At 73.6% G+C, this 25,556-nt stretch carries 22 protein-coding genes and 1 tRNA gene; 11 read left to right on the top strand and 12 right to left on the bottom strand.

The features are described 5' to 3' along the window. Nucleotides 1-28 precede the first annotated feature (28 nt). From KMS84_RS22825 to KMS84_RS22850, 6 genes are all read right to left on the bottom strand, one after another. A complete protein-coding gene (locus KMS84_RS22825) occupies nt 29-913 on the bottom strand; it encodes a carbohydrate ABC transporter permease (RefSeq protein WP_256918285.1) in 885 nt (294 codons plus the stop codon). Further along, nucleotides 910-1,890 carry a carbohydrate ABC transporter permease gene (locus tag KMS84_RS22830; RefSeq protein WP_256918286.1) on the bottom strand — a complete coding sequence of 327 codons (981 nt, stop codon included), beginning with the start codon at nt 1,888-1,890 and terminating at the stop codon, nt 910-912. The genes KMS84_RS22825 and KMS84_RS22830 overlap by 4 nt, the downstream gene beginning before the upstream one ends. After that, a complete protein-coding gene (locus KMS84_RS22835; protein ID WP_256918287.1) occupies nt 1,887-3,203 on the bottom strand; it encodes an ABC transporter substrate-binding protein in 1,317 nt (438 codons plus the stop codon). The genes KMS84_RS22830 and KMS84_RS22835 overlap by 4 nt, the downstream gene beginning before the upstream one ends. A 211-nt stretch (nt 3,204-3,414) precedes the next feature. Further along, a complete protein-coding gene (locus KMS84_RS22840; RefSeq protein ID WP_256918288.1) occupies nt 3,415-4,899 on the bottom strand; it encodes a glycoside hydrolase family 18 protein in 1,485 nt (494 codons plus the stop codon). A gap of 174 nt (nt 4,900-5,073) precedes the next feature. Next, entirely contained in the window at nt 5,074-6,444 is a 1,371-nt protein-coding gene (locus tag KMS84_RS22845; protein WP_256918289.1) for a sensor histidine kinase, read from the bottom strand. Further along, nucleotides 6,441-7,148: a response regulator transcription factor gene (locus tag KMS84_RS22850; RefSeq protein WP_256918290.1), complete on the bottom strand. Its 708-nt coding sequence runs from the start codon at nt 7,146-7,148 to the stop codon at nt 6,441-6,443. Before KMS84_RS22850 ends, KMS84_RS22845 begins: the two co-directional genes overlap by 4 nt. A 143-nt stretch (nt 7,149-7,291) precedes the next feature. Between KMS84_RS22850 and KMS84_RS22855 the strand changes: the two genes are divergently transcribed. Further along, nucleotides 7,292-7,828 (top strand): hypothetical protein, encoded by a 537-nt coding sequence (locus KMS84_RS22855; RefSeq protein WP_256918291.1) that lies wholly within the window; start codon nt 7,292-7,294, stop codon nt 7,826-7,828. 208 nt (nt 7,829-8,036) lie between these two features. Here the strand turns inward: KMS84_RS22855 and KMS84_RS22860 are convergent, their stop codons facing one another. Both KMS84_RS22860 and KMS84_RS22865 read right to left on the bottom strand, forming a co-directional pair. After that, nucleotides 8,037-8,906, bottom strand: a complete 870-nt coding sequence (locus KMS84_RS22860; protein WP_256918292.1) for a spermidine synthase — start codon at nt 8,904-8,906, stop codon at nt 8,037-8,039. Between the two features lie 206 nt (nt 8,907-9,112). Further along, nucleotides 9,113-9,505, bottom strand: a complete 393-nt coding sequence (locus KMS84_RS22865) for a hypothetical protein (protein WP_256918293.1) — start codon at nt 9,503-9,505, stop codon at nt 9,113-9,115. 258 nt (nt 9,506-9,763) lie between these two features. Here KMS84_RS22865 and KMS84_RS22870 point away from each other — a divergent pair, with 258 nt between their 5' ends. Beyond that, complete coding sequence (locus KMS84_RS22870; protein WP_256918294.1) at nt 9,764-11,224, top strand: NsdA family TPR-like regulatory protein; 1,461 nt, start codon at nt 9,764-9,766, stop codon at nt 11,222-11,224. A 97-nt stretch (nt 11,225-11,321) separates the two neighbouring features. On the opposite strand, the gene KMS84_RS22875 is transcribed toward KMS84_RS22870, so the two are convergent. Beyond that, nucleotides 11,322-11,915 (bottom strand): histidine phosphatase family protein, encoded by a 594-nt coding sequence (locus KMS84_RS22875; RefSeq protein WP_256918295.1) that lies wholly within the window; start codon nt 11,913-11,915, stop codon nt 11,322-11,324. Between the two features lie 221 nt (nt 11,916-12,136). On the opposite strand from KMS84_RS22875, the gene KMS84_RS22880 reads away from it, so the two are divergent. The 7 genes from KMS84_RS22880 (at nt 12,137) to KMS84_RS22910 (ending at nt 18,612) form a co-directional block, all read left to right on the top strand. After that, nucleotides 12,137-13,090 carry a phosphatase PAP2 family protein gene (locus KMS84_RS22880; protein ID WP_256918296.1) on the top strand — a complete coding sequence of 318 codons (954 nt, stop codon included), beginning with the start codon at nt 12,137-12,139 and terminating at the stop codon, nt 13,088-13,090. Continuing rightward, nucleotides 12,987-14,231, top strand: a complete 1,245-nt coding sequence (locus tag KMS84_RS22885) for a hypothetical protein (protein ID WP_438818976.1) — start codon at nt 12,987-12,989, stop codon at nt 14,229-14,231. The genes KMS84_RS22880 and KMS84_RS22885 overlap by 104 nt, the downstream gene beginning before the upstream one ends. After that, on the top strand, nt 14,222-15,919 hold the full coding sequence (locus KMS84_RS22890) for an amino acid adenylation domain-containing protein (protein WP_256918315.1): 1,698 nt from the start codon (nt 14,222-14,224) through the stop codon (nt 15,917-15,919). Before KMS84_RS22885 ends, KMS84_RS22890 begins: the two co-directional genes overlap by 10 nt. Beyond that, nucleotides 15,916-17,256: an AAA domain-containing protein gene (locus KMS84_RS22895; protein WP_256918297.1), complete on the top strand. Its 1,341-nt coding sequence runs from the start codon at nt 15,916-15,918 to the stop codon at nt 17,254-17,256. The genes KMS84_RS22890 and KMS84_RS22895 overlap by 4 nt, the downstream gene beginning before the upstream one ends. A gap of 207 nt (nt 17,257-17,463) precedes the next feature. Next, entirely contained in the window at nt 17,464-17,832 is a 369-nt protein-coding gene (locus KMS84_RS22900; protein WP_256918298.1) for a DUF8844 domain-containing protein, read from the top strand. Nucleotides 17,833-17,960: 128 nt separating this feature from the next. Then, entirely contained in the window at nt 17,961-18,548 is a 588-nt protein-coding gene (locus tag KMS84_RS22905; RefSeq protein WP_256918299.1) for a bifunctional DNA primase/polymerase, read from the top strand. Further along, nucleotides 18,539-18,612 (top strand) — tRNA-Lys (locus KMS84_RS22910). The genes KMS84_RS22905 and KMS84_RS22910 overlap by 10 nt, the downstream gene beginning before the upstream one ends. A 62-nt stretch (nt 18,613-18,674) precedes the next feature. On the opposite strand, the gene KMS84_RS22915 is transcribed toward KMS84_RS22910, so the two are convergent. Next, the gene (locus KMS84_RS22915; protein ID WP_256918316.1) at nt 18,675-19,955 is read right to left on the bottom strand and encodes a M6 family metalloprotease domain-containing protein; all 1,281 of its coding nucleotides are present in this window, start codon (nt 19,953-19,955) and stop codon (nt 18,675-18,677) included. Between the two features lie 324 nt (nt 19,956-20,279). Here KMS84_RS22915 and KMS84_RS22920 point away from each other — a divergent pair, with 324 nt between their 5' ends. Then, nucleotides 20,280-22,160 (top strand): putative bifunctional diguanylate cyclase/phosphodiesterase, encoded by a 1,881-nt coding sequence (locus tag KMS84_RS22920; RefSeq protein WP_256918300.1) that lies wholly within the window; start codon nt 20,280-20,282, stop codon nt 22,158-22,160. Here the strand turns inward: KMS84_RS22920 and KMS84_RS22925 are convergent. Further along, the gene (locus tag KMS84_RS22925) at nt 22,139-23,227 is read right to left on the bottom strand and encodes an LLM class flavin-dependent oxidoreductase (RefSeq protein WP_256918317.1); all 1,089 of its coding nucleotides are present in this window, start codon (nt 23,225-23,227) and stop codon (nt 22,139-22,141) included. The genes KMS84_RS22920 and KMS84_RS22925 overlap by 22 nt on opposite strands. Before the next feature lie 204 nt (nt 23,228-23,431). Then, nucleotides 23,432-24,163: a maleate cis-trans isomerase family protein gene (locus KMS84_RS22930; RefSeq protein WP_256918301.1), complete on the bottom strand. Its 732-nt coding sequence runs from the start codon at nt 24,161-24,163 to the stop codon at nt 23,432-23,434. Nucleotides 24,164-24,539: 376 nt separating this feature from the next. On the opposite strand from KMS84_RS22930, the gene KMS84_RS22935 reads away from it, so the two are divergent. After that, a complete protein-coding gene (locus KMS84_RS22935; RefSeq protein WP_256918302.1) occupies nt 24,540-25,502 on the top strand; it encodes a D-2-hydroxyacid dehydrogenase in 963 nt (320 codons plus the stop codon). Nucleotides 25,503-25,556 lie beyond the last annotated feature (54 nt).

Genomic DNA, 25,556 nt, shown 5'->3' on the forward strand with positions numbered 1-25,556 from the left:
CGGGAGGAGGAGGGCGGGACGGGTGGGCTCAGCCCTTGTTGGCGCCCAGGGTGAGGCCGCTGACGAACTGGCGCTGGAGCACGAAGTACACGATCAGGGTGGGGATCGCGGTGAGCAGGGCGCCGGCGGCGACCAGGTTGGGGTCGGTGAAGTACTGGCCGGAGAGGTTGTTCAGCGCGGAGGTGATCGGCATGTTCTCGCCGGTGGAGATCAGCACGATCGCCCAGAAGAAGTCGTTGTAGATCCAGATGGACAGCAGCGTCGCCAGGGCGGCCATCGCGGGCTTGCACAGCGGCAGCACGATCTGCCAGTACATGCGCCACACCGAGGCGCCGTCGACGAGGGCCGCCTCGGTCAGTTCGTGCGGCAGCATCCGCATGTAGTTGCTCAGGACGAACGCGCAGAAGCCGGACTGGAACGCCACGTGGATCAGCACCAGACCGAGCGCGGAGTCGTAGAGCTTGCCGCTCATGGTGATGCCCGGCAGGTCGACGAGCAGGTACAGGCGGTACAGCGGGGTGATGATGACCTGCTGGGGCAGCAGGTTGCCGGCCGTGAAGACCAGCAGGAGCGCGATGTTGAGCCGGAAGTCGAAGCGGCTGACGTAGAACGCGACCATCGACGCCAGCAGCAGGGTGAGCAGCACGGCCGGCACCGCGATGATCAGCGTGTTGCCGAAGTAGTGCAGCATGTCGGACTGCTCGAAGGCGTTCGTGAAGTTGTCCAGGCTGAGCTTGTCCGGCCAGGAGACGTATCCCTTGTCGCTGGTCTCCGCGTAGGGGCGCAGGGCCGCGAAGACCGCCCACAGCAGCGGGGCGAGCCAGGCGAGCGCCGTGACGACGAGGAAGGCGTGCAGCAGGACGCGCGCCGGGCGGACGGGGGTGCGCTTCTTCGCCGCGAGGGCCTGGCTCATGCGCGCCGCTCCTTCCGGAAGGTCGCGATCAGGTACGGGATGATCACGGCGAGGGAGATGACGAGCAGGACGACGGCGATCGCGGAGCCGTACCCGATCCGGCTGGACTCGCCGATGATGTTGTTGGTGATCAGGATCGACAGCAGCTCGGTGCCCTGGGCGCCCTTGTTGAAGACGAAGACCAGGTCGAAGGCGCGCAGCGCCTCGATGATGGTGACCACCAGCACGACGGTGTTGGTCGGGCGCAGGGTGGGGAAGATGACGTTCTTGAACGTCTGCCACTCGTTGGCGCCGTCCAGCGAGGAGGCCTCGCGCAGGGACGGGTCGACGCCCTTGAGGCCGGCCAGGTAGAGGATCATCATGTAGCCGGTGTGCCGCCAGGACGCGGCGACCAGCACGGCCCACAGGTTCAGGTGCGGGTCGCCGATCCAGTCGATGTAGTGGCCGGGCTTGTTGGCCCCGATCAGGCTGTTGATCAGGCCGGTGTCGGGGTTGTAGATCAGCTGCCAGACGAACCCGGTGACCGCCAGCGACATGACGACCGGCAGGAAGAACGCGGTCTGGTAGACCCGGCTGAAGCGGATCTTCTTGTCGAGCTGCACGGCCAGGAACAGGCCGAGCGGGGTCGGGACCAGGATGAGCACGACGAACCAGATGACGTTGTGCTCGACGGCGGGCCAGAACTGCGGGTTGTCGGCGAACAACTGCCGGAAGTTGTCCAGGCCGACCCACTTGATGGAGTCGAAGCCGATGCCGTCCCAGGTGGTGAAGGCGAGGGCGATCGAGGCGAGGGCGGTGACCCAGACCAGGGCCACGTGCAGGACCGTGGGCACCCCGGCCATCAGGCCGAGCGTGAGGCGGTCACGGCGGGTCAGCAGGCGCCTGGGCCCCTGCGGAGCCCGCTCGGCGGCAGGCGCGGGGCCCGGAGGCGGCACGTCGGCCGCCTCCGGGCTCTTCGAGGAGAGGTCGGTGGTCATGCGGACGCGAAGATCGTCTTCTTCTGGCGTTCGATCGACGACAACAGGCTGTCGACGCCCTTGGGGTTCTGGAGGAACTTCTGGAGGCTGGGCTGCATCACCGTGGAGGTGAAGTCGGGGCGCGAGTCGCGGTCCATGAACTGGGTGAGGCTCTTGGCCTCGCTGATCATGGTGTACGCCTTCTTCTGAAGGGCGGTGTACGAGGAGGTGTCGGCCTTGCTGGAGGCGGCCACCACGCTGGAGTCGGCCTTCAGGTAGATCTGCTCGGCCTCCGGCGTGCCCAGGAACTCCAGGAGCTTGACGACGCCGTCGTGGTTCTTCGGGGACTTGCTGACCATGAAGCCGTCGGTGGGGGCTTCGACCGTGTCCTGCCCGAACGCGGAGTTGATCTCCGGGAAGGCGAAGAAGTCCAGGTCGTCGGCGTCGGCCTTGTTCGTGAACTGCTGCGCCACGAAGGAGCCCAGCAGGTACATGCCGGCCTTCTTGGACACCAGGGTCTGCGCGGCGTCCTGCCAGGTGCGGCCCATGAAGCCGTCCTGGTGGTAGGGCAGCAGCTCGGCCCAGTGGTCGAAGGCCGCCTTCACCTTCGGGTCCGTCCACGCCTCCTTGCCCGCCATCAGGGACTTGTGGAAGTCGTAGCCGTTGAGGCGGAAGTTGATCTGGTCGAAGGTGCCCATCGCGGGCCAGGCGTCCTTGTCGCCGAAGGCGATCGGGACCAGGCCGTCCTTCTTCATCTGCTTGCACAGGGCGACCAGCTGGTCCCAGGTGGTGGGGACCTGGTAGCCGTGCTGCTGGAAGACGCTCTTGCGGTAGAAGAGCGCCCACGGGTACGTGTACAGCGGCACGAAGTAGTACTTGCCGTCCTCGCCCTTGGACAGCTGCTTCATGGCGTCGGGGAAGTTGCCCCCGATCTTCTCCCACACGTCGTCGACCGGCGAGGCGAGCTTCTTGGCCGCGAAGAACTGCATGCGGTAGCCGGCGAACCAGTTGAACACGTCGTCCGGGGTGCCCTGGAGGTAGGAGTTGATCTGCTCCTGGAACGTGTTGTGGTCCTTGGTGTTCACGTCGACCGCGATGCCGGACTGCTTCTTGAAGGCCGCGTAGATCTCGGCGAAGGCCTTCTTCGGCACCGCGTCCGAGGCGTTGGAGCCGAGGGTGACGGTCTTCGGGTCGGCGGCCGTGCCGCTGGAGCCGCAGGCGGACAGCAGCGGCAGCCCGGCGCCGAGGACGGCCGCCCCGCCTATGCCGCGCAGCAGTGTGCGGCGGCTCGGGGAGGGGAGGGAGAGGCGTCCCGAGGGGGAGAGGTGATGCATGAACGGCTCCTGACGCGAGGTTCAGCCATGAGGGCGACTGAAAGCTGATCACAATCGACCAGAAATCAACTCGACCGAACACGAGGTGGCGCAATAACAGCCGCATGTCCGGTCATGCGTCAAGAGCCGTCACTTTCATTTGTCGAAACGTAATCGACACGCCTTGATCACGTTTTCTCTACATCCTTGATCATCAGGGGGGTATGTCCGGTCACTCGAAGGCCGCGAAGGCCTTCGAGAAGGCGGACGGGGACTGGAGGATCGAGCTGCACACGGCGTCGGCCGCGCCCTTCGCGCCGCCCGCGCACTGCCTGTCCCGGGTCGCCGACCACATCGACAGCCCGCCCAGCCCCTTCGACTTCGCGAAGGCGACGAGCTCGGTGGCGTCCTCGACCGTGAAGACCTCGGAGGCGACGTCGTTCACGCCGATCATCGGGGTGACGGCCACCGCCTTCCACGCGGCGCCCTCGCTCAGTCCGAGCACGCTCTTGACCTGGGCATGGGTGGCGGTGGCGGCCTGCACCGCATAGGCGCCCATGTCACCGCTGTACGCGGGACCGTAGTCCATCGCCATGACGTTGACAGTGGCGATGCTCACGTGGTTGGCCTTCGCGTCTGCGAGCAGACTCACACCGGCCTGGGTCAGCCCCTCCGGCATGACGGGCAGGGTGAACGACACGTCCAGGCCGGGGTGCCGCCGCTGGAGCTCGGCTATGGCCCGCGCGCGCCGGGTGTTCGCGGCGGCGTCCGGCAGCGCCCCGCCCTCCACGTCGAAGTCGACCTTGGTGAGCCGGTAGGCGTCGACCACCTTCCCGTAGGCGGCCGCCAGCGCGTCCGCCGAGGAGCAGGTCGTGGCCAGCTCGGAGCCGGACGCCCCGCCGAAGGAGACCCGCACGTCGCCGCCCCTGGCCCGCAATGCACCGATCTGCGCGGCCACGCCGTCGCTTCCGAGGTCGCTCACCCCGCCCCACTTGGGCGTGCAGCCCCCGCCGTCGGTCACGAAGGCGAGGGTGTAGTCCTTGACGCCCGTCGCGGCCAGGTGCCCCAGGAGATCGAAGGCCGGGTACAGGGAGGTGTCGACGTAGGGGGCGAAGCCGGCCGACGCGGAGGCGCCGGCGCCGGGGGTGCCGCTCGCGCTCGGGGAGGGCGAGGCGGGCGCGGTGGGGCCGGAGCCGGACGTGGGCGCGGACGTGGACGTGGGGGAGGGCGCGGTGGAGGCGGTGGGCGCGGTGGACCCCGTCGGCCGCCCGCTCGGCTCGGGGGTCGCCCCGCCGTCGGCCGCGCACCGGGCCCCGTCGACGAGACAGCCGACCGGATCGCCGGAGCCCTGGACCACGAACCCGACGGTGACGGACTCTCCGGCGGCGAGCCCGTCGGCGTCCCACTTCGGCGGCGTCACCGTGACATGCCGCCCGGCGACGCTCGACGTGCCGTTCCACAGCGAGCCGAGCTGCGCCCCGGCCGGCAGGTCGAACTCCAGCTTCCAGTCGGCCCTGGCCGCCCCGCCCTCGTTGGTCACCACGTACTGGGCGGTGTAGCCCGTGGACCAGTCGCTGGTCCTCGTGTAGGCGGCCCCGACCCCGGCCGCGTGCGCCGTGCCGGTGACCAGCGCGACCCCGCCGCCCACCACGGCCGCGGCGACCGCGCCCCCGATGACCTTGTTCCTGCCGCTGACCTTGCGCCGGTGCGTGCTCATGACGTGCCTGCCTTCACTGTTCACGGGGGATCCCGGAGGGGGTGGGGCAGCACGCTAGCGATCACGAAACGGACAAAAAGCCTGACCGGGACGGAGGGCGGGGATCTTAGGCCGCGCTTAAGGAGGGCATCGGGACCGGTTAAAGGTCGAGACCAATTCTGCCGTGCGGGAACGTCACCTGAGCGCCGGACGTCTGCGGCGGCGGACGGAACCCCGGTGGCCCCCGCGCACCGGTTCGCGGCCGTCCAGCTGTATCCAGATGCGGACCTCGGCTCCGCCCAGGACGGAGGAGCCCACGCGGACGTCGCCGCCGGTCGACTCGGCGAGACGGCGGACGATGTCCAGGCCCAGGCCCGTGGAACCGGCCGCGCCCGAGCCCCGGCCGCGGGCCATCGCCGTCGCGGGGTCGGGTATGCCGGGGCCCGCGTCCGAGACGAGGACGATGACCGCGTCGTCGCTGTTGTGGACGTCCACCGCGAACGCCGTGCCCTCCGGGGTGTGCCGGAAGACGTTGCCGAGCAGGGCGTCGAGGGCCGCGGCCAGCTCGGCGCGGGCCACCGGCACGCGCACCGGCCGGTCCACGCCCGCCGTGCGCACCTTGCGGCCCTCGTCCTCGGCGAGCGCCGACCAGAACGCCATCCGCTCGCGCACCACCTCCGCCACGTCGCACCCGGCGCCGGGGCCCGGGGCGGCCGTCTGCGGTTTCGCCTCCCGGGCGGTGCGGATGATCGTGTCGACCTCGCGCTCCAGCTGCGCGACCGCCGTGCGGGTCTGCTCGGCGGCCGGCGAGTCTCCGAGGGAGGCCGCGTTGAGCCGCAGGACGGTGAGAGGGGTGCGCAGACGGTGGGACAGGTCCGCCGCCAGCTCGCGCTCGTTGGCCAGCAGTTGCACCACCTGATCGGCCATCGAGTTGAACGCCACCGCCGCCAGGCGCAGTTCGTCGGGCCCCTCCTCCGGCACGCGCGCGCCCAGCTTGCCCTCCCCCAGCTCGTGCGCGCCCTCGACCAGCCGCCTGGCCGGCTGCACCATGCGCACGCCCAGCCGGTCGGCGACCGCGACCGAGCCCACGACCAGGGCGACGCCGACGGCCGCGAGCACCGCCCACGCCGTGCCGACGCCGTTGCTCATCTCGGACTCGGGGACGTACACCTCGATCACCACCGTCCCCAGGCTCAGCGCGACGGGCTGGAGCAGCGCGGACCCGCCCGGGACGTCCGTCGTGGAGGCCCGGCCGAGCTTGCGCACGGCCTCGACGTCCGCGGCCGCGGCGCGCCGCCGCCCGAGGTCGACGGCCGGGCGGCCGTCGCCCGCCGGCAGGTGCACCGCCATGCCGTCGTCGGAGCCGGCGGCGGCCACCACCCGCTCCAACTGGTCGCGGTCGGTGGTGATGGACAGGGCCGGCACCACGACCGCGGCCTCCCGCTCCGCGTTGGAGAACGCGCGGTCGCGGGCCATCTCCTTGACGACCAGGCCGAGCGGCACCGCGAAGGCGACCACGACCATGGCGGTGACCGCCAGGCACACCTTGACCAGAGCCCATCTCACAGCGCCGGCGCCCCTTCCCCCGGTGGCTCCAGCTTCACCCCGACGCCCCGCAGGGTGTGCAGATAGCGGGGGCTCGCCGCCGTCTCGCCCAGCTTCCGGCGCAGCCAGGACAGATGGACGTCGATCGTCTGGTCGTCGCCGTAGGACTGCTGCCACACCTCGGCGAGCAGTTCACGACGCGGGACGACGACACCGGGCCGGCCCGCGAGGAAGGCGAGCAGGTCGAACTCGCGGCGGGTGAGGTCGAGTCGCACACCGTCCAGCTCGGCCTGCCGGCGCAGGGGGTCGACGGCGAGGCCCCCGACGCGCAGCACGCTGGAGGGCGCGGGCTCCCCGGCCGCGGACCGGGCCCGGCGCAGCACGGCCGCCATCCTCGCCGACAGGTGCTCCACCGAGAACGGCTTGGTCAGATAGTCGTCCGCGCCCGCGTTCAGCAGCCGGACGATCTCCGCCTCGTCGTCGCGCGCGGTGGCGATGATGACCGGCACGTCCGTGATGCCGCGCAGCATCTTCAGGGCCTCCGAGCCGTCGAGGTCGGGCAGGCCGAGGTCCAGCACGACCACGTCGAAGCGGAAATGGGCGACCTCGCGCAGCGCCTCCAGCGCCGTGCCCACGCTGCGCACGGTGTGCGAGGCGTCGGTCAGCTGCCGGATGAGCGCCGAGCGCACGAACTGGTCGTCCTCGACCACGAGCACACTTGCCATGCGCCGCAACCTACGCCATGCCGCCGAGCCCCATCGGGGCCTGTGGACAACTCGACGCCTGTGGACGAACGGTGAGGCGCCGTCCCGGATCGGGGGCACATCCGTGCGACACGGGTGAGGCGGGTGGGGCAAGATGGCCCGCGATGCGCAGAGGACTCGTACACGTACTGGCCTGGTCGCTCGCCACCGGCGCGGCGGTCACGCTGTCGTGGTGGGGCGTGCACACGGTGATGGCAGGCACGGTCTACGACCCGCCTCGCGCCCTGCCGCTCACCGCGGCCGACGCGGGCGGCGGGGAGCGCGACGCCGACGCCTCCTCGACGCCTCGTCCCGCCCCGTCGGCGACCGCGTCCCCGCGCCCGGGCCGCACGACCGCCCCGCCGAGTCCCTCGAACACGGGGACGGCGGCCCCCTCCCCCACCTCCCCCGCGACGGCAGGGAACACCGGGAGCGCCGGGAGCTCCGTCAAGAGCTACGACACCGACGGCGGCCGGGCCGTCTTCGATCTCGGCCGGACCTCGGCGACCCTCGTCTCGGCGACCCCGGGCGCGGGCTGGTCGATGCAGGTGTGGAAGACGGAGTCGTGGATCCGCGTGGAGTTCGCCTCCGGCGCGGACCGGGTGTCGGTCTTCTGCACCTGGCACGACGGACCGCCCCGGGTGGAGATCGGCACGTACTGACGGCGGACCGGGCCAGGCCCTCAACACGGGCCGACGGCAGGGCGACCACGGGGCCGCGCGCACACCGGCCGTCGGCCCGCAACGGCCCGCAACGGAACGACGGCGGGACGACCGCGGGTTGACCGCGGGAGCGCGGGCCGGCGGCGGGCCGGCTGTCGGGGCGGGGGCGGGCCGGGGGCGCGTCGGCGGCCGGCCGGGTGGGCGTTCGCTAGCCGAACGCCGAGGGCGGGGGCGTCGGCGAGGCCACCGCCGTCGCGTCGGCGACCGCCGCCGCCCCGCCGGTGAAGTCGGTGAGCGCGCGGCCGTGTTCGAGCCGGCCGGGGTGCGGATCGGAGGCTGCCCGGCGGGTCAGCTCGGCGATCGGCAGCGGCAGGTCGCAGGCGACGAGCACCGCGTTGCCGAACCGGCGTCCGCGCAGGACGGTCGGATCGGCGACCAGCGCGAGTTCCCGGAAGCGGGCGGCCGCGGTGGCGATCTGGCCGCGCAGGTGGGCGAGCGGCGGGCCGTCGGCGACGTTGGCGGCGTAGAGCCCGCCGGGCTTCAGCGCCCTGCGGACCTCGTCGAGGAACTCGGTCGAGGTGAGATGGGCGGGCGTGCGGGCACCGCTGAACACGTCGGCGATGACCAGGTCGGCCCAGCCGTCCGGCGTCTTGGCGAGTCCCTCCCGGGCGTCGACGGACCGCACCCTGATCCTGGCGGTCGGGTCCAACGGCAGTTCACGGCGCACCAGTCGGACGAGGGCGCCGTCGCGTTCGACGACCTGCTGCGTGGAACGGGGGCGGGTGGCGGCGACGTAGCGCGCGAGCGTGAGGGCGCCGCCGCCGAGGTGCACGACCTGCAACGGCTTGCCGGGCGGGGAGGCGAGATCGATGACATGGCCCAGGCGTCGCTGGTACTCGAAGGAGAGGTGGGCGGGGTCGTCGAGGTCGACGTGCGACTGGGGGGCTCCGTCGATGAGCAGCGTCCAGGCCCGCGGCCGGTCCCGGTCGGGCACGAGCCGGGCGAGCCCGCCGTCGACGGTCTCGACGACGGTGGCGTCGGCGTCCCGCCCGCGCCGGGTGTTCCTGGACTTTGCCATGACGGCATTTTCGCAGGCCGTGACGGCGCCCCGCGCGCCCGGCCGGCGCGCTGCCCCGCACACGCGCGTGGGGACGATCGACGGCTCGCGTCTGCCGGACCCTCGACGGCTCGCGCACGTCGTCGATCGACGGCTCGTGCGCGCGGCGGGCGGCGGCCCGTGCGGGGCTGCTCGGCGGCCTCGGGGCACGCGGCAGCCGGGAGCCGTCACCGGCAGCTGTCGGCGGCCTCGATCAGCCGGGCCGCCTCGCCCAACGCCCGCCGCAGGACCGCCGGATCCGTGGCCAGGTCCGCCTCACCGGGCGGCACCAGCCAGTCCGAGCCCCGGGGCGGGGGCTCGGGGGCGAGTCTCAGCCCGCGGCCGTCGGTCCCGGTGCAGGTGCTGCCCGGCACGTCCCAGGCCGCCGCGGTTCCGGCCGGCACCACGAAGCCCAGGGTGTCGTCGCCGTCGTCGTGCAGGACGGGTCCCATCCCGTCCCCGGCCGACGACGCCCTTCGCAGGATGTCGACCGCCTCCAACCCCTGCCGGGTGGGCACCGTCACTAAGTCGCACGCCGCCGTCGACGACGTCCGAGGATCGTTGCTCTGGCTGGTCTCCATCCCGGCCTCCACCGCGCAGCCCGCCTGTAGTCCACAAGGTTCTCAACGGCGCACGGCGTCAAGGGCTACGGCGGAAGTCCGCCGCAAAGGATGGCAGTTCATGGCAGATCACGGATGAGATATCCGGTTTGTAACCAAACACCGCGTGACGACCCGATGACAGCAGGTACGTTCTTGCCCGCCGGGAACAAGGGTGCCACAAGGACACGTCACCCCTGCTCCGGCATGGTTCGACGGTTCGCACGAGAGGACCCGGCCATGGCGTCGTCAACGGTGACCCCACCTCGGCCCGACCGGCCACCACGGCCCAACCTCGCCTTCCGCCGGCTGCGCGGACAGCGCTCGCCGGCCGAGTTCGCCGCGCTCGTGCGGCGGGCCGCGCGCGAGATCGGCGAGCGGGTCAGCTGCGACGCGCGCTACATCGGGCGCGTCGAGGCCGGCGAGATCCGCTGCCCCAACTACGCGTACGAGCGGGTGTTCCTGCACATGTTCCCCGGCCGCACGCTCACCGACCTGGGCTTCGCACCCCGCTCCGCCGTCCGCGGCAGGGGGGCGCGCGGCGCCGGGGAAGCGCCTTGCGCGCACATCCCCGGGCCGGCGCGCACCACGAGTGACGCGCCGGACACGGATGAGACGAGCGGAGCACGCGAACCGTATGACACGCAGAACCCGTACGACACGCACCACGACCACGAGGAGAGCGACGTGCTGCGTCGCGCATTCATGACCGGCGGAGGCGCCACGATGGCTTTCGCCACCCTGGGCCCCTTCGGGTTCGCCCACGACGCGTCCACGCCGGCGCGTTCGGTGCGCCGCGCGGGGACGAGCGAGGCCGGCGCCCTCGAAGAAGCGGTCCGCAGGATCCGGCTGCTGGACGACCGGCACGGGGCCGACGGCCTCTACCGGCGGGCGGCCGCTCCGCTGCGCGCCGCCTACGCGCTGCTGGACGCCGGGACCACCCGGCAGACGACGGCCGACCGGCTGCACTCGGGCGCCGGGGAGCTCGCCATCTCCGTGGGGTGGCTCGCGCACGACTCGGGCCGCTTCGACGACGCCCGCTCCCACTACGCCGAAGCCCTGGCGACGGCGCGGATGACCGGGGACGAGGCGCTGGAGGCGCACGCCTTCTGCAACACCGCGTTCCTCGCCCGGGACGCCGGCCGCCCCCGCGAGGCCGTGCGCGCCGCGCAGGCCGCCCAGCGGGTCGCCCGCCCGCTGGGCTCGGCCCGCCTGATGTCGCTGCTCGCGCTGCGCGAGGCGGGCGGCTGGGCCGGGCTCGCCGACCGGGCCGGCTGTGAGCAGGCCCTGGTGCGCGCGCAGGCCCTCTACGACCGGGGCGCCTGCGACGACGACCCGGAGTGGATGAGCTTCTACGGCGAGGCCGAGCTGGAGGGGCTCACGGCGCAGTGCTGGTCCACGCTGGGCGAGTGGCCGCGCGCGGCCCGGCACGCCGAACGGGCGGCGGACCTTCAGGACCCGCACTTCACCCGCAACATCGCCCTCTACACGGCCGAGTTCGCGGACGACCTCGCGCGCGGGGGCCGGCCCGACGAGGCCGCGGTCGCCGGGATGCGGGTCCTGGACCTGCTGGACCAGGTCCAGTCGTCCCGGATCCAGACCATGCTGGCCGGAACGGCGCGGGTGCTGCTGCCGCACCGGCGGGCCGGGGGCGTCTCGGCGTTCCTGGAACGGCACGCCTCGACCCCGCGCGTGCCCTGAGAGCCGCCCGGTGGCGGCGGACGGCGGCCCGGGGACGGCGCGAACGGCGGCGCGGGCGGCAGCGGGACGGTTCGCGCGCGAGCGGCGCGGGCGCGCCCTAGGTCAGGTGGCCGAGGTCGTTCCAGCTCTCGATCGCCGGTTCGCCGTACGCCCAGCCCAGCACCGACAGCGACGTCGGGTGGAGACGGATCCGCGCGGCGAAGTCCAGCGGCAGACCCAGCCAGCGCGCCCCGATGGAACGGAGGATGTGACCATGGGCGAAGACCAGGACGTCCCGGTCCGCCGAGCGGGCCCAGGCGACGACCTCGTCCGCGCGGGCCGTCACCTCGGCGAGGGTCTCCCCCTCGGGCACGCCGTCGCGCCAGATGAGCCAGCCGGGCCTGACCGCCTGGATCTCGGCGGGGGTCATGCCCTCGTAGGCGCCGTAGTGCCACTCCATGAGGGTGTCCCAGGTCGTGGCGCGCTCGCCGAAGCCGGCGAGCGCGCAGGTCTCCCGCGCGCGCACCAGGGGGCTGGTGCGTATCTCCACGCCCGCGAGGCCCTCGTGGGGCGCCCGGTGCAGCCGTTCGCCCAGCAGTTTCGCGCCCCTGCGCCCCTCCTCCAGGAGGGGGACGTCGGTCCTGCCGGTGTGCTTTCCGGACAGCGACCACTCCGTCTGTCCGTGCCGGGCCAGCAGGATGCGCGGTGCCATGGGGGACCTTTCCGGGAGTGCCCCGACGGGAACCAGGGCGGTGATCAGGGGCGGATCCCCTCCATCATCGCTCACCTCGAACAGGGGCAACCCGGTGGGCGATCTCAGCGTCTTTGAGATCCGGGGCGCTCATCGCCGGCTTGTGCGCACGCCGTAAAGTGGCCTGTCCCGCGCCACCGGCGCCGCAGCGACCACACAGACGAGAAGGGGGAGGCGATCGGATGCCGCAGACCGAGACACCAGGCACCGAGGCGGCCCCGCGGACACGGCTGCGCTGGTGGACCGAGCTGCCCCTGATCCTGCTGGTGTACGCCTGCTACTCGGCGGGCCGGCTGCTGGCGCGGGGCGACGTGAGCACCGCCGTCGACCACGGCCTGGCGATCCTGCGCGTCGAGAAGTTCCTCCACATCAACGCCGAGCACCCGCTGAACAGGCTGTTCAGGACCGAGGCGTGGATAGGCGTGCCGGCCGACTTCTGGTATGCCTCGCTGCACTACCTGGTCACGCCGGTGATCCTTGTCTGGCTGTTCCGCTCCCGGACCCTGCACTACCGGGCGGCCCGCACCTGGCTGCTGACGTCCACCTTCATGGGCCTCATCGGCTTCACCCTGATGCCCACCTGCCCGCCCCGGCTGCTGTCGGCGAGCCACGGCTTCGTGGACACGATGGCCCAGTACAGCTCGTACGGCTGGTGGGGCGGCGAGGCGAGCGCGCCGCGCGGCATGGGCGGGATGACCAACCAGTACGCGGCCATGCCGAGCCTGCACGTGGGCTGGGCGCTGTGGTGCGGCGTGATGCTGTGGCGCCACGGCGGCACGCGCACGGCGAAGACGGCCGGCGTCGTCTACCCGCTGGTGACGACGCTCGTGGTGATGGGCACCGCCAACCACTACTTCCTCGACGCGGTAGCGGGCGCGGCCGTGATGGGCGTCGCGCTGCTGCTGACCCCGCTGGTGATGCGCGGCGCGGACCGCGCCCGGGCGTGGTTCACGGCCCGGGTCCCGATGGTCCCGGCAGCCTCCACGGGCACATCGGCCTCGATTGTCAGTGACGGATGCCAGACTTCCACGGGTGAGCGAATTCCACGGCAGCGCGAGTCACGGTCCCGGCCGGGAGCCGAACCCGAAGCCTCTCCCTCGGACGCGGGGGACGGCGCTCCGGCAGCGGCTCGCTGAGCTGCGCGGTCCCGACGTACCGGCCAAGGCGCTGGACGCGCGGGCCCTCGCGGCGCTCGCCGCGAACCCCGGCTGCAAGCGGCGCGCGATCCTCGACGGCGCCGGGGTCGACAAGGCGGCGCTGGCCGGCGCGCTGGGGTCCCCGTCGGCCTTCGGCCAGTCGCAGTTCGCCCTGACGCGCGGCAACGCCTTCGAGGCGAAGGTGAAGGCGGACGGCGGCGCCGAGCTGCTGCGGCTGGTGCACGAACGGCTGGACCCGGCGGCGCCGCCGCCCGTCGACGCGTCCGTGCCCGACCTGGCGGCCGCCGGCCCCGAGGGCCGCACCGCGCGCACCGCGCTGGCCCTGCGCGAGGCCACCGCGGCGACCGGCGGCTGGACGCTCCTGGACCACCCCATGCTCGCGCTCGACGTCGCGGGCTCCACCGCCTTCCTGGAGCCGGACGCGGTGGTGGTGCACCCGGACGGCAGCTGGACGGTCGTGGAGATCAAGTCCTTCCCGATGCTGGACGGCGCGGCGGACCCGGCCAAGGTCGGCGCCGCCGCCCGCCAGGCCGCCGTCTACGTGCTGGCCCTGGAGGAGGTCGCCGCCCGCCTCGACCCGGCCCCGCGCGTGCGCCACCGCGTGCTGCTGGTCTGCCCCAAGGACTTCTCCAACCTGCCTACGGCCTCCGCCGTCGACGTGCGCAAGCAGCGCGCGGTCACCCGTCGCCAGCTGGCCCGTCTCACCCGGATCCAGGACATCGCCGACGCCCTCCCCGAGGGCGTCTGCTTCTCCCCCGAGCTGCCGTCCGAGCAGCTGACCGCGGCCGTCGAGTCGGTCGCGGCGACCTACGCGCCCGAGTGCCTGGCCGCCTGCGAGCTGGCCTTCCACTGCCGTGACCGCTCCCGCGCGGCCGGCGCGGTCACGTCCCTGGGCCGGTCGGTGCGCGCCGAACTGGGCTCGCTGACGACCGTCGACGAGGTCCTGGCGGCGGCCCGCGGCGAGATCGGCGACCCGCGGGACCCGGCGGTGGCCGCGCTGCGCCGAGCGGCCGGGCTGCGGGCCGACGCGCTGGAGTCGGCCGTCCCGCACGCCAGGACGGCGGACGCGCCGTGGCACGGACGGACGCCGGCCGCCGGGGCGGTGCCCTCGTGTCGCTGATCGCCACCCTCGCCCGGCTCGAGGCCGTCGCCACCGGCCGCGCACAGCCCATCGCCACCGTCCGTCACCGCCGGCTGTCCGAGCGGCCGCTCGTCTTCGTGCCGCTGACCACCGCCGGTGAGGCCGGCGCCCCCCTCGGCGCGCTCGTCGGCACCGACCGGGACGCACCGCGCCTGCTGGTCGTGCCGCAGCCGCGCGACCGCGACCTGCGCTTCGCGTTCCTCGCGGAGCTGGCCGACATCGTGCTGCCCTACATCGACTCCCACGCCGACGCCGTGGAGGCCGCGGAGCGCAACGAGACCGACCCGGAGACCGGCAAGCGCGTCAAGGTCGAGGTCGAACTGTGCGCCGACGCGCCCCAGCTGATCGTGCCCAGCCGCGCGGGCGTCGACTACGTGCGTCTCCTGGGCCGCTCCATGCGCTTTCGGCGCACGGCTGAGCAGGACCCGCAGACGCCGTACCCCGCGCCCCCGCGCGTGCCGCTGCTGGGGCGGTGGCTGACCCACTTCGGGGAGCGGTCCCGGGTGCCCGGCTCCTCCCTGCTCCAGGCCGTGACGGAGCTGCTGGGCCGGCACTGGGCCACGGGGCAGTCCGGTCTGGAGGACCAGCACCTGGGGGCGCTGCTCGCCTGGATCGACCCCCCGCAGGGCGGGTCGGGCGCGCAGGCGGCGCTGCGGGCGGAGCTCGCGCGGGACGCGGACGGTCAGCTGCTGTGCCCGCCGGCCGGTCCGGCGACCGACCCGGCGTTCGACAACAAGCTGCTCGCGCCGGCCATCGAGCGCTACGACCGCGCGCGCACCGCCCTGGCGGCCGCGGAGGACGGACTGGAGGCCGACGACCGGCTGGGCGCGCTCGCCGCCGCGGAGGGGGAGATCCGCGCCCTGGTGAGCAGCCGGATGCTGCCCACGTGGGACGCGGTGTGGCACGGCCTGGATCTGCTGCGGTCGCTGCCGGAGGGCGCGCACGTCGAGGAACGGTGGACGCGCGACCGCTGGTCGTTCACCGGCCACCGCGACCGGGTCGTCGCCGGGGAGCCCCCGCAGCCGCGCCGGGACGACGCGGTCACCGCCGCGAACAAGCTCGCCACGCGCGAGCGCGAACAGGCGCGCCTGGAGGCCCAGGAGGCGCTCGACGACCCGCTGGTGATGGCGGCGCGGCGGCTGGCCGGAGAGGCGTTCGCGGGCGAGGTCGTCGACGTCGTCATGGCGTACGGCGAGGGGAAGAGGCCGAGCCCGCGCCCGCTGGTCACCGTCCGCACCGAGGACCTGCCGCATCTCGCGGAGCGCGCGAAGGTGTACCGCTCGCACGGCGGGAAGCCCCAGGCGGCGGAGTTCGTCCGGTGGGACGACCCCGACGACGCACACGGCACGGGCGACGCAGGGCTCGCGGACGGCGAAGGCGTCGCGGACGGCGCGGGCCGCGAGGACGCGGGACGCATCGCGACCGGCGCGACCGGCACGGGTCTGCTGGTGCTGCGGATCGTCGACAAGATGGGCCGCGGCAAGGAGCCGGAGGCGGGGTCCGTGCCGGAGAAGGGCGACCGGCTCTGCTTCACGCTCTTCGAGCACGAACAGCGCGGCGGAGCCAAGCTGCCCGACCCGGAGGACACGCCGTGGACGCACGGCGGGCCGCCCGGCGAGCAGCCGCCCGAGGCCCCCGACTCCGTCACCCAGGAGGACCTTCTGTGACCACCGAGGCCGCCTTCGACCCCGGTACCGCCGCGACCCGTGCCACCGACGCGATCCTGCGCGACACGCTGCACGGCACCGCGCGCGGGGTGGTCGTCGACTCCCCGCCGGGCGCCGGCAAGTCCACGCTCGTCGTCCGCGCCGCGCTCGAACTCGCCGGTGCGGGGCGCTCGCTGATGGTGGTCGCCCAGACCAACGCCCAGGTGGACGACCTGGTCCAGCGGCTGGCGCAGAAGGACCCCGAGCTGCCCGTCGGCCGGCTGCACAGCAGCGACTCCGACCCGTACGACAAGGCGCTGGAACGGCTGCCCAACGTGCGCAAGTCGGCGAAGGCGGCGGAGCTGGCCGGGCTGCCGGTCGTCGTGTCCACGGCCGCCAAGTGGGCGCACGTGAAGGTGGACGAGCCCTGGCGGCACGCCATCGTGGACGAGGCGTACCAGATGCGGTCGGACGGCCTGCTCGCGGTGGCCGGGCTGTTCGAGCGGGCGCTGTTCGTGGGCGACCCGGGACAGCTGGACCCCTTCTCGATCGTGGGCGGCGAGCAGTGGGCGGGCCTGTCCTACGACCCGTCGGCCTCGGCGGTGTCGACCCTGCTCGCCCACAACCCGCAGCTGCCGCAGCACCGCCTGCCGGTGTCCTGGCGGCTCCCGGCCTCCGCCGCGCCCCTGGTCTCCGACGCCTTCTACCCGTACACCCCGTTCCGCAGCGGCACGGGCCACGGGGACCGCGCGCTCTCCTTCGGCGTCCCGTCGGACGGCTCGGGCGTCGACCGGGTGATCGACGAGGCGGCGGGGTCGGGCTGGGGCCTGCTGGAGCTGCCCGCCCGGCACACCCCGCGCACCGACCCCGAGGCCGTGCGGGCCCTCGCCACGGTCGTGCGGCGCCTCCTGGACCGGGGCGGCGCGGCCCGCTCGGAGGGCTCCCCCGACCCGACGCCGCTGACCGCCGGCCGGGTGGCCGTGGGCACGGCGCACCGCGACCAGGCGGCCGCGGTGCGCGCGGCGCTGACCGAGCTGGGCGTGACGGACGTGACCGTGGACACGGCGAACCGGCTCCAGGGCATGGAGTTCGACGTCACGGTGATCCTGCACCCGCTCTCCGGCCGCCCGGACGCCACGGCCTTCCACCTGGAGACGGGCCGCCTGTGCGTCCTGGCCTCCCGCCACCGGCACGCGTGCGTGGTGGTGTGCCGGGCAGGGGTGGGCGACCTGCTGGACGCGTACCCGTCGACGGAACCCGTCCAGCTCGGGACGCTGGTGAAGTTCCCGGACGGCTGGGAGGCCAACCACGCCGTCCTGGCCCACCTCGCGGAACACCGCGTCCCATGGACGCCGTGAGTCCGGTCGTCGTGGGGCGGGCGCCGTGAGCGCGCCGTCATGAGCCGGGCGGGCACGGGGAACAGCCGGGAACATCGGGGGGCGTTCGCGGCTTGAGAGTCCGGGGCCGAATGGCTCCCGGGTCACCGGGGGACAATGGAAGGTGGTCCACTCCACCGGCGCCGTCTTCCCGGTGGCGCCGTCCGAACCGTACGAGGAGGCCGAGACATGGCGGAGCCCACGCCGCGTCGGAACGAACCGCGGCTACGCCCCGCGCCCCTGCTCTTCGAGCCCGCCGAGGCGACCGGCGACCCGGAGCACTTCTTCGACCTGGAGTCGATAGACGATCCGGGGGCGCTGCTGGCGCGGGCGACGGAGCTGACGCTCGCGTTCCGGGCGGCGGCCGACCGGGCGGTGGAGTTCCAGGCCATGGCGGCCGCCCAGCTCGCCGATCCGCGCCGCTTCGACCGGCTGACGGCGGCGGACATCGCCGAGCGGGCCGAGTGGACCGAGGACTACGCGAAGAAGATGGTCGAGTTCGGCCGCGACCTGCTGCGCGGCGACTCCGAGGGCCGGGGCCCGGCCGACCCGCTCTGACCGCCGCCCCTCCCGGCACCGCCCCTTGGCATATGCCGGGCGGGCAAGATACCCCTCCTCGTCGCCCGGTGTCCCGTTTTCCGGAAACTCTGTGAAATCACCCGTTCACTCCGGGTAGACCTGGCGGCATGAGCAGCGCATACGACGAACCTCTCGGCGTCACCCCGGACGGCGCGGCCTGGCTGGCGTCCGCCGGAACGTATCCGCGCAGCACGCTCGCCCTCTGGGAGGAGCGTCCGCAGGCCCCGGTGGTCCTGCCGTGCGGTGCGGTCTTCGACATCGTGAGCGCGCCCGCCCTGTTCGGCAGGCTGATGCTCGACCGGCTGTGGAGCGAGGGGCCGGGCTCGGGCCCGGTGGCCGCGTTCCGCGGCCGCACGCTGCTGTTCGCCGCGCCGGGCACCGCCCAGCGGCTGCCGTCGCTGCTGGAGTGGGAGGAGTGGGGCGCCCTCGGCCGCCGCGAGGGCCGCACCGCGACCGTGCCGCCGCTGCTGTGCCACGGCACCGGCGACGCGGTGACCGTGCCCGCGCTCACCCCCTCCGACGCCGGGTGCGCGACCCGCTGGATGGTGGCCCCCGACACCCGTCACCCCTGGCTGCCGGGCCCCGAGATCCTGCTGTGGGCGGCGGTCCGGGCGGCCCGCTCGGCGGTGCGCATATCGATTTCTCCTCCCCCCGACCAGGATGCTAAGGTCTACGACGTCAGCAGGCGCCGCTAGCTCAGTTGGTTAGAGCAGCTGACTCTTAATCAGCGGGTCCGGGGTTCGAGTCCCTGGCGGCGCACAGACGGCAGAGGCCCCTCGCGGAAGCGAGGGGCCTTTCGCGTGTCCGGCGCGCGGGCGCTCTCAGAGGTTCGCCCCCGGTGTGATCCTCACCGTCCACTCGCCCGACGCGGTACGCCCTTCCACGTCCACGCGGACGCCGCTCCCGGGAACGGTGAAGCTCTCGCCGAGGCCGACCGGGGCGTCCGCGAGGGGCGGGTAGACGGAGTTCTCCCAGCAGGCCTCGGTGTGCGGGTGGGCGTCGAGCACCTCCACGGGACCGCGGCCGGAGCGGGCGCCGCTGCTCACGCGGTAGACGAGGATGCCGGAGCGGCAGGCCGCGCGGTCGTTGCCCAGCGGACCGCGCGCCTCGAACGCGAGCGCGCTGTCGGGGCCGGTGCGCACCACGGCGAGCTTGGCGCCGCCGCCGAGCCCGAAGGCCGGCGGGCCGGAGGCGCGGGCGACCGGCACCCCGGGGCCGGCGGCGAGCGGCTCCAGGGTCAGCCGCGTCGGCCCCGCGCCCCGAACGCACACCACCTGGCGGTCGTCCAGCCAGCCCAGCTTCCACTTGTGCCAGGCGAACAGATCGGGGGCGAGGCCGAACTGGCTGCCCATCAGGTCCCAGTCGCCGACGTAGGTGTCCCAGTCCCCCTTGCCGTCGGCGGGACGGTGGTAGAGGTCGGGCAGGTCGAAGACGTGCCCGGTCTCGTGGGCGAGGACGAGCCGGTCCGGGGGGTGCTTCTCGAAGACGGTGACCACGCGGGGGATGTCCGTGCCGTCGGCGTGCAACGGCGTCTGCAGGTTGACGACCTTCGTGGCGTCCGAGTCGACGCCCGGCGCGTCCGGGTCGGCCACGAAGTAGACGAGGTCGTAGCGGGAGAAGTCGACGTGCGGGTCGGCCGCGGCCAGCGCGTCGTGCAGGTAGGCGGCCCGGCCGGCCGGACTCCAGTCGCGCTGTATGGCGTACGCGGTGGACGGCTTCGGCATGTGGATCCACCGCTTGAGCGGGTGCGCGCGCAGGGTGAACCGGCCGTAGGACGCCTGCCGGAAGAAGCGGCTGGTGGCGGGGAAGTGGTCGGCGGCCAGTTCGGCGGGGGTCGCCATGGGGGTCCAGTCGGGGAAGGACAGGAAGACCATGACCGCGTCCAGGGCGCGCGTCGGGCGGGGGTAGGCGGCGTTCCAGGTGTCCAGACCCTCCGAGTGGTGGGCGTCGGTGCGGGCCAGGGCGCAGGGCGCGGCGGAGTAGGGCCCGGCGACCGAGGGGCCGCCGATCAGGGAGGTCGCCGCGAGCGCCGAGAGGGTGGTGAACACCGCGGCCGTACTGCGCAGTCGGGGGTAGGGGAACAGTCGCACGGGTCGCGGCAGACGCGGCACAGAGACCTCCGGGGGCGGTTCACGGGACACCGCCACCCAGCCTGTGTGAATTTGTCGTACTACGCCCTGTTTGTCTGCCCCAGACGAGTGAGGCGACGGGAATCGGGCATCACCTCGACACCCCCGGAATTCTCACGGAACGTCACAAGCGGTCGTCCACCCTCAGAACGGGGCCAGGTGCGGGCAGAAACGATCTGTCAGAAGGGTGGGTTGTTCCGGGACACTGGGCAGTGGCTGCGCGGGTCCGGGGGCAGCATCTATGATCGGCAGACTTTCCTGCACGGACAGCGATCGAGTGCACTGCGGGAGCGAGCGGTGAGCGGAACGTCCGAAGGGCCGACGCCCGCGGCAGACCTCGACCGGTCAGCCGTCACAGAGAGTGACATCGAGAGTACGGAAAGCGGGTCGCCGGGCCACCAGCCGCCGGTCTACCGCTCCGTCTTCGGCACGGCGCCCCTCGCCATGGCCGTCGTCGACGCCGAGGGCCGCGTCGTCGACGCCAACGACGCGCTCGGCACGCTCCTGGGCGGCGGCAGCGCCGCCCTGGTCGGTCGGGTCGCCTCCGACCTGCTGGACCTGGCCTCCGACACCCGGACCTGGCACGCCTACCGGGAGGTGCTGCGCGGCCGGCGGGCGAAACTGCGCTGCACCCGGCGGCTGAAGCAGCCCGACGGCCGCTCCCTGTGGACGCAGATCACGGTCTCCCCGCTCGACGGCGACGAGAGCGGCGTGCTGCTGTCCGTCACCGACGTCAGCGCCCACCGCGATCTCCAGGCCAGGCTGCGTCACCTCCAGATGCACGACCCGGTGACCCGGCTGCCCAACCGCACCCTGTTCTTCGAGCGGGTGTCGGCCGCGCTGGAGGCGGAGGCCTACGAGCAGAGCGGAACCGGCCGCATCGGCCTGTGCTACCTGGACCTGGACGGGTTCAAGGCCGTCAACGACACCCTCGGCCACCGCGTCGGCGACCGGCTGCTGACCGCCGTCGCCCAGCGGCTCACGGAGTGCGCCACCGCGGCCGGGCAGACCCGGCCGAGCGTGCCCCTGGTGGCCCGGCTGGGCGGCGACGAGTTCGCCCTGCTCGTCGAGCACTCCACCGGCACCGACCAGCTCGCCGACCTGGCCGAGTGCGTGCTCAAGGCGCTCCAGGCGCCCTTCGACCTGGCCGGCCACCGGCTGAACGTCTCCGCGTCGATCGGGGTCGTGGAGCGGCACGCCGCCGGCACCACCGCCACCGGACTGATGCAGGCCGCCGACACGACGCTGTACTGGGCGAAGGTGGACGGCAAGGACCGCTGGACGCTGTTCGACCCCGAGCGCAACGCCCATCTGATGACCCGCCAGGCCCTGTCCTCCACGCTGCGGCCCGCCATCGAGCGCGGCGAGTTCCGCCTCGACTACCAGCCGCTGGTCGGCATGTCCGACGGCCGGCTGCGCGGAGTGGAGGCCCTGGTGCGCTGGGACCACCCCCGGTTCGGGCTGCTGTCGCCGAATCGGTTCGTCGCGCTGGCCGAGGAGGACGGCTCGATCGTCCCGCTCGGACGATGGGTTCTGGCCACCGCCTGCCGCCAGGCCCGGCAGTGGCAGCTGGACAACCCCGACGAGGCGCCGCTGTTCGTCAGCGTCAACGTGGCGGTCCGCCAGGTGTGGGACTCCGACCTGGTGGCGGACGTGGCGAAGATCCTCGCCGAGACCGGACTGCCCCCGCGGCTGCTGCAACTGGAGCTGACCGAGTCCGCGGTGATGGGCTCGGCGGGACGGCCGTTGCAGGCGTTGCAGGCGCTCAGCGAGATGGGCGTGGGGATCGCCATCGACGACTTCGGCACCGGCTACTCCAATCTCGCCTACCTGAGCCGGCTGCCGGTGTCGGTGCTGAAACTGGACGGGTCCTTCGTGCGCGGCTTCCAGTACGAGAGCGACAAGGAGGGAGCCGCCCCGCCGAACCCGGCCGACCAGGTCGTCGTCGAGGCGATGATCGACCTCGCGCACCGGCTGGGGCTGACCGTCACCGCCGAGTGCGTGGAGACGTCCGCGCAGGCGACCCGGCTGCGCAGCATCGGCTGCGACACCGGGCAGGGCTGGCTGTACTCCCGCCCGGTGCCGCCGGACCGCATCTCCGAACTGCTGGGGGCGGACGCCGGCGCCGAGCCCGCGGACGGCCCCGGAACGCAGTCCTACGCCGTCGGCAACCCGTAGGCGTCGGCGACCAGTTCGTAGGAGCGCAGGCGCAGCTCGCCGCGGTGGGCGTGGCTGGTGAGCATCAGCTCGTCGGCTCCGGTGCGCTTGTGCAGGTCGTCGAGGCCGGTACGGACCTCGTCGGCGGTGCCGTGGACGATGTTCGCGGTCCAGGAGTCGATGAACTCCCGCTCCATCGGGCCCAGTTCGATTCCCTCCGCCTCCTCCGGGGAGGGGAAGAGGCCGGGGCGGCCGGTGCGCAGCCGGAGCATGTTGACGCCGGTGGCCAGGACCTGGCGGCGGGCCTCGCGCTCGTCGTCGGCGGCGAGCACGGAGACGCCGATCAGGGCGTAGGGCTCGGCCAGCACCTCGGACGGGCGGAAGGACTCCCGGTACAGGTCGAGGGCCGGGACCGTGTTCTGCGCGGAGAAGTGGTGCGCGAAGGCGAAGGGCAGTCCGAGCAGTCCGGCCAGCCGGGCGCTGAAGCCGGAGGAGCCGAGCAGCCAGACCGGCGGCCGGTGCGAGGACTGCACGCCTCCCGGGGAGGTCCCCTGCACCGGGCCCGGGATGGCGTGGATCCGGCGGTAGCGGTGGCCGTCGGGGAAGTCGTCGTCCAGGAAACGGGTGAGCTCGGCGAGCTGCTCGGGGAAGTCGTCGGCGCCCTCGTTCAGAGTGGCGGACCGGCGCAGGGCGGCGGCCGTCGCGCCGTCGGTGCCCGGGGCGCGGCCGAGTCCCAGGTCGATGCGGTGCGGGGCCAGCGCCTCCAGGGTGCCGAACTGCTCGGCGATGACCAGGGGCGCGTGGTTGGGCAGCATGACGCCGCCGGAGCCGAGCCGGATGCGCTCGGTGTGCGCGGCGAGGTGGGCCAGGATCACCGCGGGCGAGGAGGACGCGACGCCCGGCATGGAGTGGTGCTCGGCGACCCAGTAGCGGTGGAAGCCGCGCGACTCGGTGAACTTCGCGAGCTCGACGCTGGTGCGCAGCGCGTCGGTGGCGGTGCGGCCGGAGCCTACCGTGACCAGGTCGAGCACGGACAGGGGGACGGGGGCGCTCCCGCGAGCCGCTCCCCGGATCTCGTCCGCGGCCACGGCGCCGGCGGCCTCGGGCCCGGTGCCCGCCGTACCGGTCCCCGTCAGCGCGGTCGCCGCCCCGTCGGCCGCGGCCGCTCCGGGCGTCGCCTCGTCCGCCGCCGTCTCGTCCGCCGCCACGGGGGTCCTCCTGTCGTCGAGCGTGTGTCCGTCCTCGTCGCACCAACAGGAGGCTGTCCCCGCTTATTCCCGGCGGCCGGGCGCTCAGGCCTGGACGATCGGCTCCCGGACGAACAGGGCGCCGAGCCCCGGGGCGTGCACGCGCCGGTCCGTCAGGCGCAGCCCCTCCCAGACCGTGACCTGGTTGGCGGTCAGGACCGGCTTGCCGAGCTCCTTCTCCAGCGCGGGCAGAAAGGCGGCCGTGTGCAGGGCGGTGCTGGGCAGCAGGACCGCCTGCGCGTCGGGGGTGTCGGCCGCCCGGGCGAGGGCGAGCACCTCCGCCTCGCCCCATGCGCCGGCCTCGGCCGCGCCGACGGCCTCGCCGCCGCGCACGCCCGCCACCTCCAGCCCGCCCGCCCGCAGGAAGTCGGCGAACAGCGCGGCCACGTCCTGCGGGTAGACCGCGGCGACGGCGACCCGGGCGGCGCCGACCTCGCGGGCCGCGTGCACGAAGGCGAAGGAGGTGGAGGAGGCGGGCATCCCGGCGGTCGTGGCCAGGGTGCGCACCTGCTCCTGGGCGCCGTCCCAGCCGTGCACGAAGCCGCCGCTCGTGCAGGCCCACACGACCGCCTCCGCGCCGGCGAGCCGCAGCTGCTCGACGCCCTTGGCGAGCCGCTCGGGCGCGCCCAGCCGCCTCAGCGCGTCGACCCGGTGCGCGTCCTCGCCGACGTCCGTGTGGACCAGGTCCACCCGGATGTCGCTGCCCAGGAGCTGCTCGATGCGGGGGTAGTCGTCCTCGGCCGAGTGGCCCGGGTAGAGGAAACCGAGTGCGGTCATGTCCAGCCTTCCTGGTGCTGCTCTTCTTCCGGCGGTACCGGGGCTCCCGCGGTACGGAGCGTCGCCGCAGCGCACGGGTGTCCGGCGGTTCGGGTGGGCCGCACGCGCGCCGGGACTCCCCGCAACGCCTGTACGGTCCCACCGCCCGGGTACCCAGTCGGCGCAACGCCGCCCACACGGTCACCTGGTTGGCCGAAATGTGGGGTATGCGCGCTTCCGGCTCCGCGTGGGGTCCCTGCCCGGCCGGCGGGCGGAGAGGGCGGATCCGGGCGCAACGCGACGGCCGGGCAGCCGTGTTGACGGCCGCGGGTTCGGGTGCGAACGTGGTCGATCCGCGCACGTCGGACACGTGGGCCACGGACGAGGGGGGCACCGGATGGGCGACGCCCCGGCGGCTCTTCCCACGCTCGTCGTCCTCGACGCCGATCCCCTCCCCCGGCTGGGGCGGCTCACCGGACGGGTCCGGGTGCTGCACGCCGACGAGGCCACGCTCGCGGACCGGCTCCCGGCCGCGGACGTGCTGCTGGTCTGGGACTTCACCTCGCACGCGGTGCGCGCCGCCTGGCCGGGCGAGGGACCCCGGCCGCGCTGGGTGCACACCGCCAGCGCGGGCGTGGACCATGTGCTGTGCCCGGAACTCGTCGCGTCCGACACGGTGGTGACGAACGCGCGCGGCATCTTCGACGAGCCGATCGCCGAGTACGTCGCCGCGCTGGTCCTGGCGATGGCCAAGGACCTGCCGCGCACCTGGGAGCTCCAGCGGCAGGGCCGATGGCTGCACCGGGAGAGCCGGCGGGTCGCGGGCGGCCGCGCCGTGATCGTGGGGTCCGGGCCGATCGGGCGGGCGATCGCCCGCACCCTGAAGGCGCTCGGGCTGACCACGGCGGTCGTCGGCCGGGTCCCGCGCACCGGCGTCCACGGCCCCGAGGACCTGGACCGGCTCCTCGCCCGCGCCGACTGGGTGATCGCGGCCGCCCCGCTGACCGAGCAGACGCGCGGCATGTTCGACACCCGGCGGTTCGGCGTGATGCAGCCCTCGGCCCGCTTCGTCAACGTCGGCCGCGGACAGTTGGTCGTCGAGGACGCGCTGGTGCGGGCGTTGGAGCGGCGCTGGATCGCGGGCGCCGCGCTGGACGTCGTCACCGATGAGCCGCTCGCCCCCGACAGCCCGCTGTGGCGGGTTCCGGGGCTGCTGATCTCGCCCCACATGAGCGGCGACACCATCGGGTCGTACGACGAACTCGGCGCGCAGTTCGTGGAGTTGTTCGAGCGGTGGGCAGCGGGCCGGCCGCTGAAGAACGTGGTCGACAAGCAGCGCGGCTACGTGCCCGGACACTGACCGCCCCCGCCCCGGACGGTAGGGCCGGTGGCCGCGGGCGGGGTCAGGCGGTGG

Origin of the sequence: Streptomyces hilarionis, from assembly GCF_024539675.1 — a bacterium.
GTDB classification, from domain to species: domain Bacteria; phylum Actinomycetota; class Actinomycetes; order Streptomycetales; family Streptomycetaceae; genus Streptomyces; species Streptomyces hilarionis.

Excerpts from the sequence above, each read along its gene's own strand:
- KMS84_RS22870 (WP_256918294.1), top strand. The coding sequence starts at position 9,764 with ATGGCGTCGTCAACGGTGACCCCACCTCGGCCCGACCGGCCACCACGG.
- KMS84_RS22840 (WP_256918288.1), bottom strand. The coding sequence starts at position 4,899 with ATGAGCACGCACCGGCGCAAGGTCAGCGGCAGGAACAAGGTCATCGGG.
- KMS84_RS22900 (WP_256918298.1), top strand. The coding sequence starts at position 17,464 with ATGGCGGAGCCCACGCCGCGTCGGAACGAACCGCGGCTACGCCCCGCG.
- KMS84_RS22880 (WP_256918296.1), top strand. The coding sequence starts at position 12,137 with ATGCCGCAGACCGAGACACCAGGCACCGAGGCGGCCCCGCGGACACGG.
- KMS84_RS22860 (WP_256918292.1), bottom strand. The coding sequence starts at position 8,906 with ATGGCAAAGTCCAGGAACACCCGGCGCGGGCGGGACGCCGACGCCACC.
- KMS84_RS22930 (WP_256918301.1), bottom strand. The coding sequence starts at position 24,163 with ATGACCGCACTCGGTTTCCTCTACCCGGGCCACTCGGCCGAGGACGAC.
- KMS84_RS22825 (WP_256918285.1), bottom strand. The coding sequence starts at position 913 with ATGAGCCAGGCCCTCGCGGCGAAGAAGCGCACCCCCGTCCGCCCGGCG.
- KMS84_RS22935 (WP_256918302.1), top strand. The coding sequence starts at position 24,540 with ATGGGCGACGCCCCGGCGGCTCTTCCCACGCTCGTCGTCCTCGACGCC.
- KMS84_RS22865 (WP_256918293.1), bottom strand. The coding sequence starts at position 9,505 with ATGGAGACCAGCCAGAGCAACGATCCTCGGACGTCGTCGACGGCGGCG.
- KMS84_RS22835 (WP_256918287.1), bottom strand. The coding sequence starts at position 3,203 with ATGCATCACCTCTCCCCCTCGGGACGCCTCTCCCTCCCCTCCCCGAGC.
- KMS84_RS22875 (WP_256918295.1), bottom strand. The coding sequence starts at position 11,915 with ATGGCACCGCGCATCCTGCTGGCCCGGCACGGACAGACGGAGTGGTCG.
- KMS84_RS22850 (WP_256918290.1), bottom strand. The coding sequence starts at position 7,148 with ATGGCAAGTGTGCTCGTGGTCGAGGACGACCAGTTCGTGCGCTCGGCG.
- KMS84_RS22905 (WP_256918299.1), top strand. The coding sequence starts at position 17,961 with ATGAGCAGCGCATACGACGAACCTCTCGGCGTCACCCCGGACGGCGCG.
- KMS84_RS22830 (WP_256918286.1), bottom strand. The coding sequence starts at position 1,890 with ATGACCACCGACCTCTCCTCGAAGAGCCCGGAGGCGGCCGACGTGCCG.
- KMS84_RS22855 (WP_256918291.1), top strand. The coding sequence starts at position 7,292 with ATGCGCAGAGGACTCGTACACGTACTGGCCTGGTCGCTCGCCACCGGC.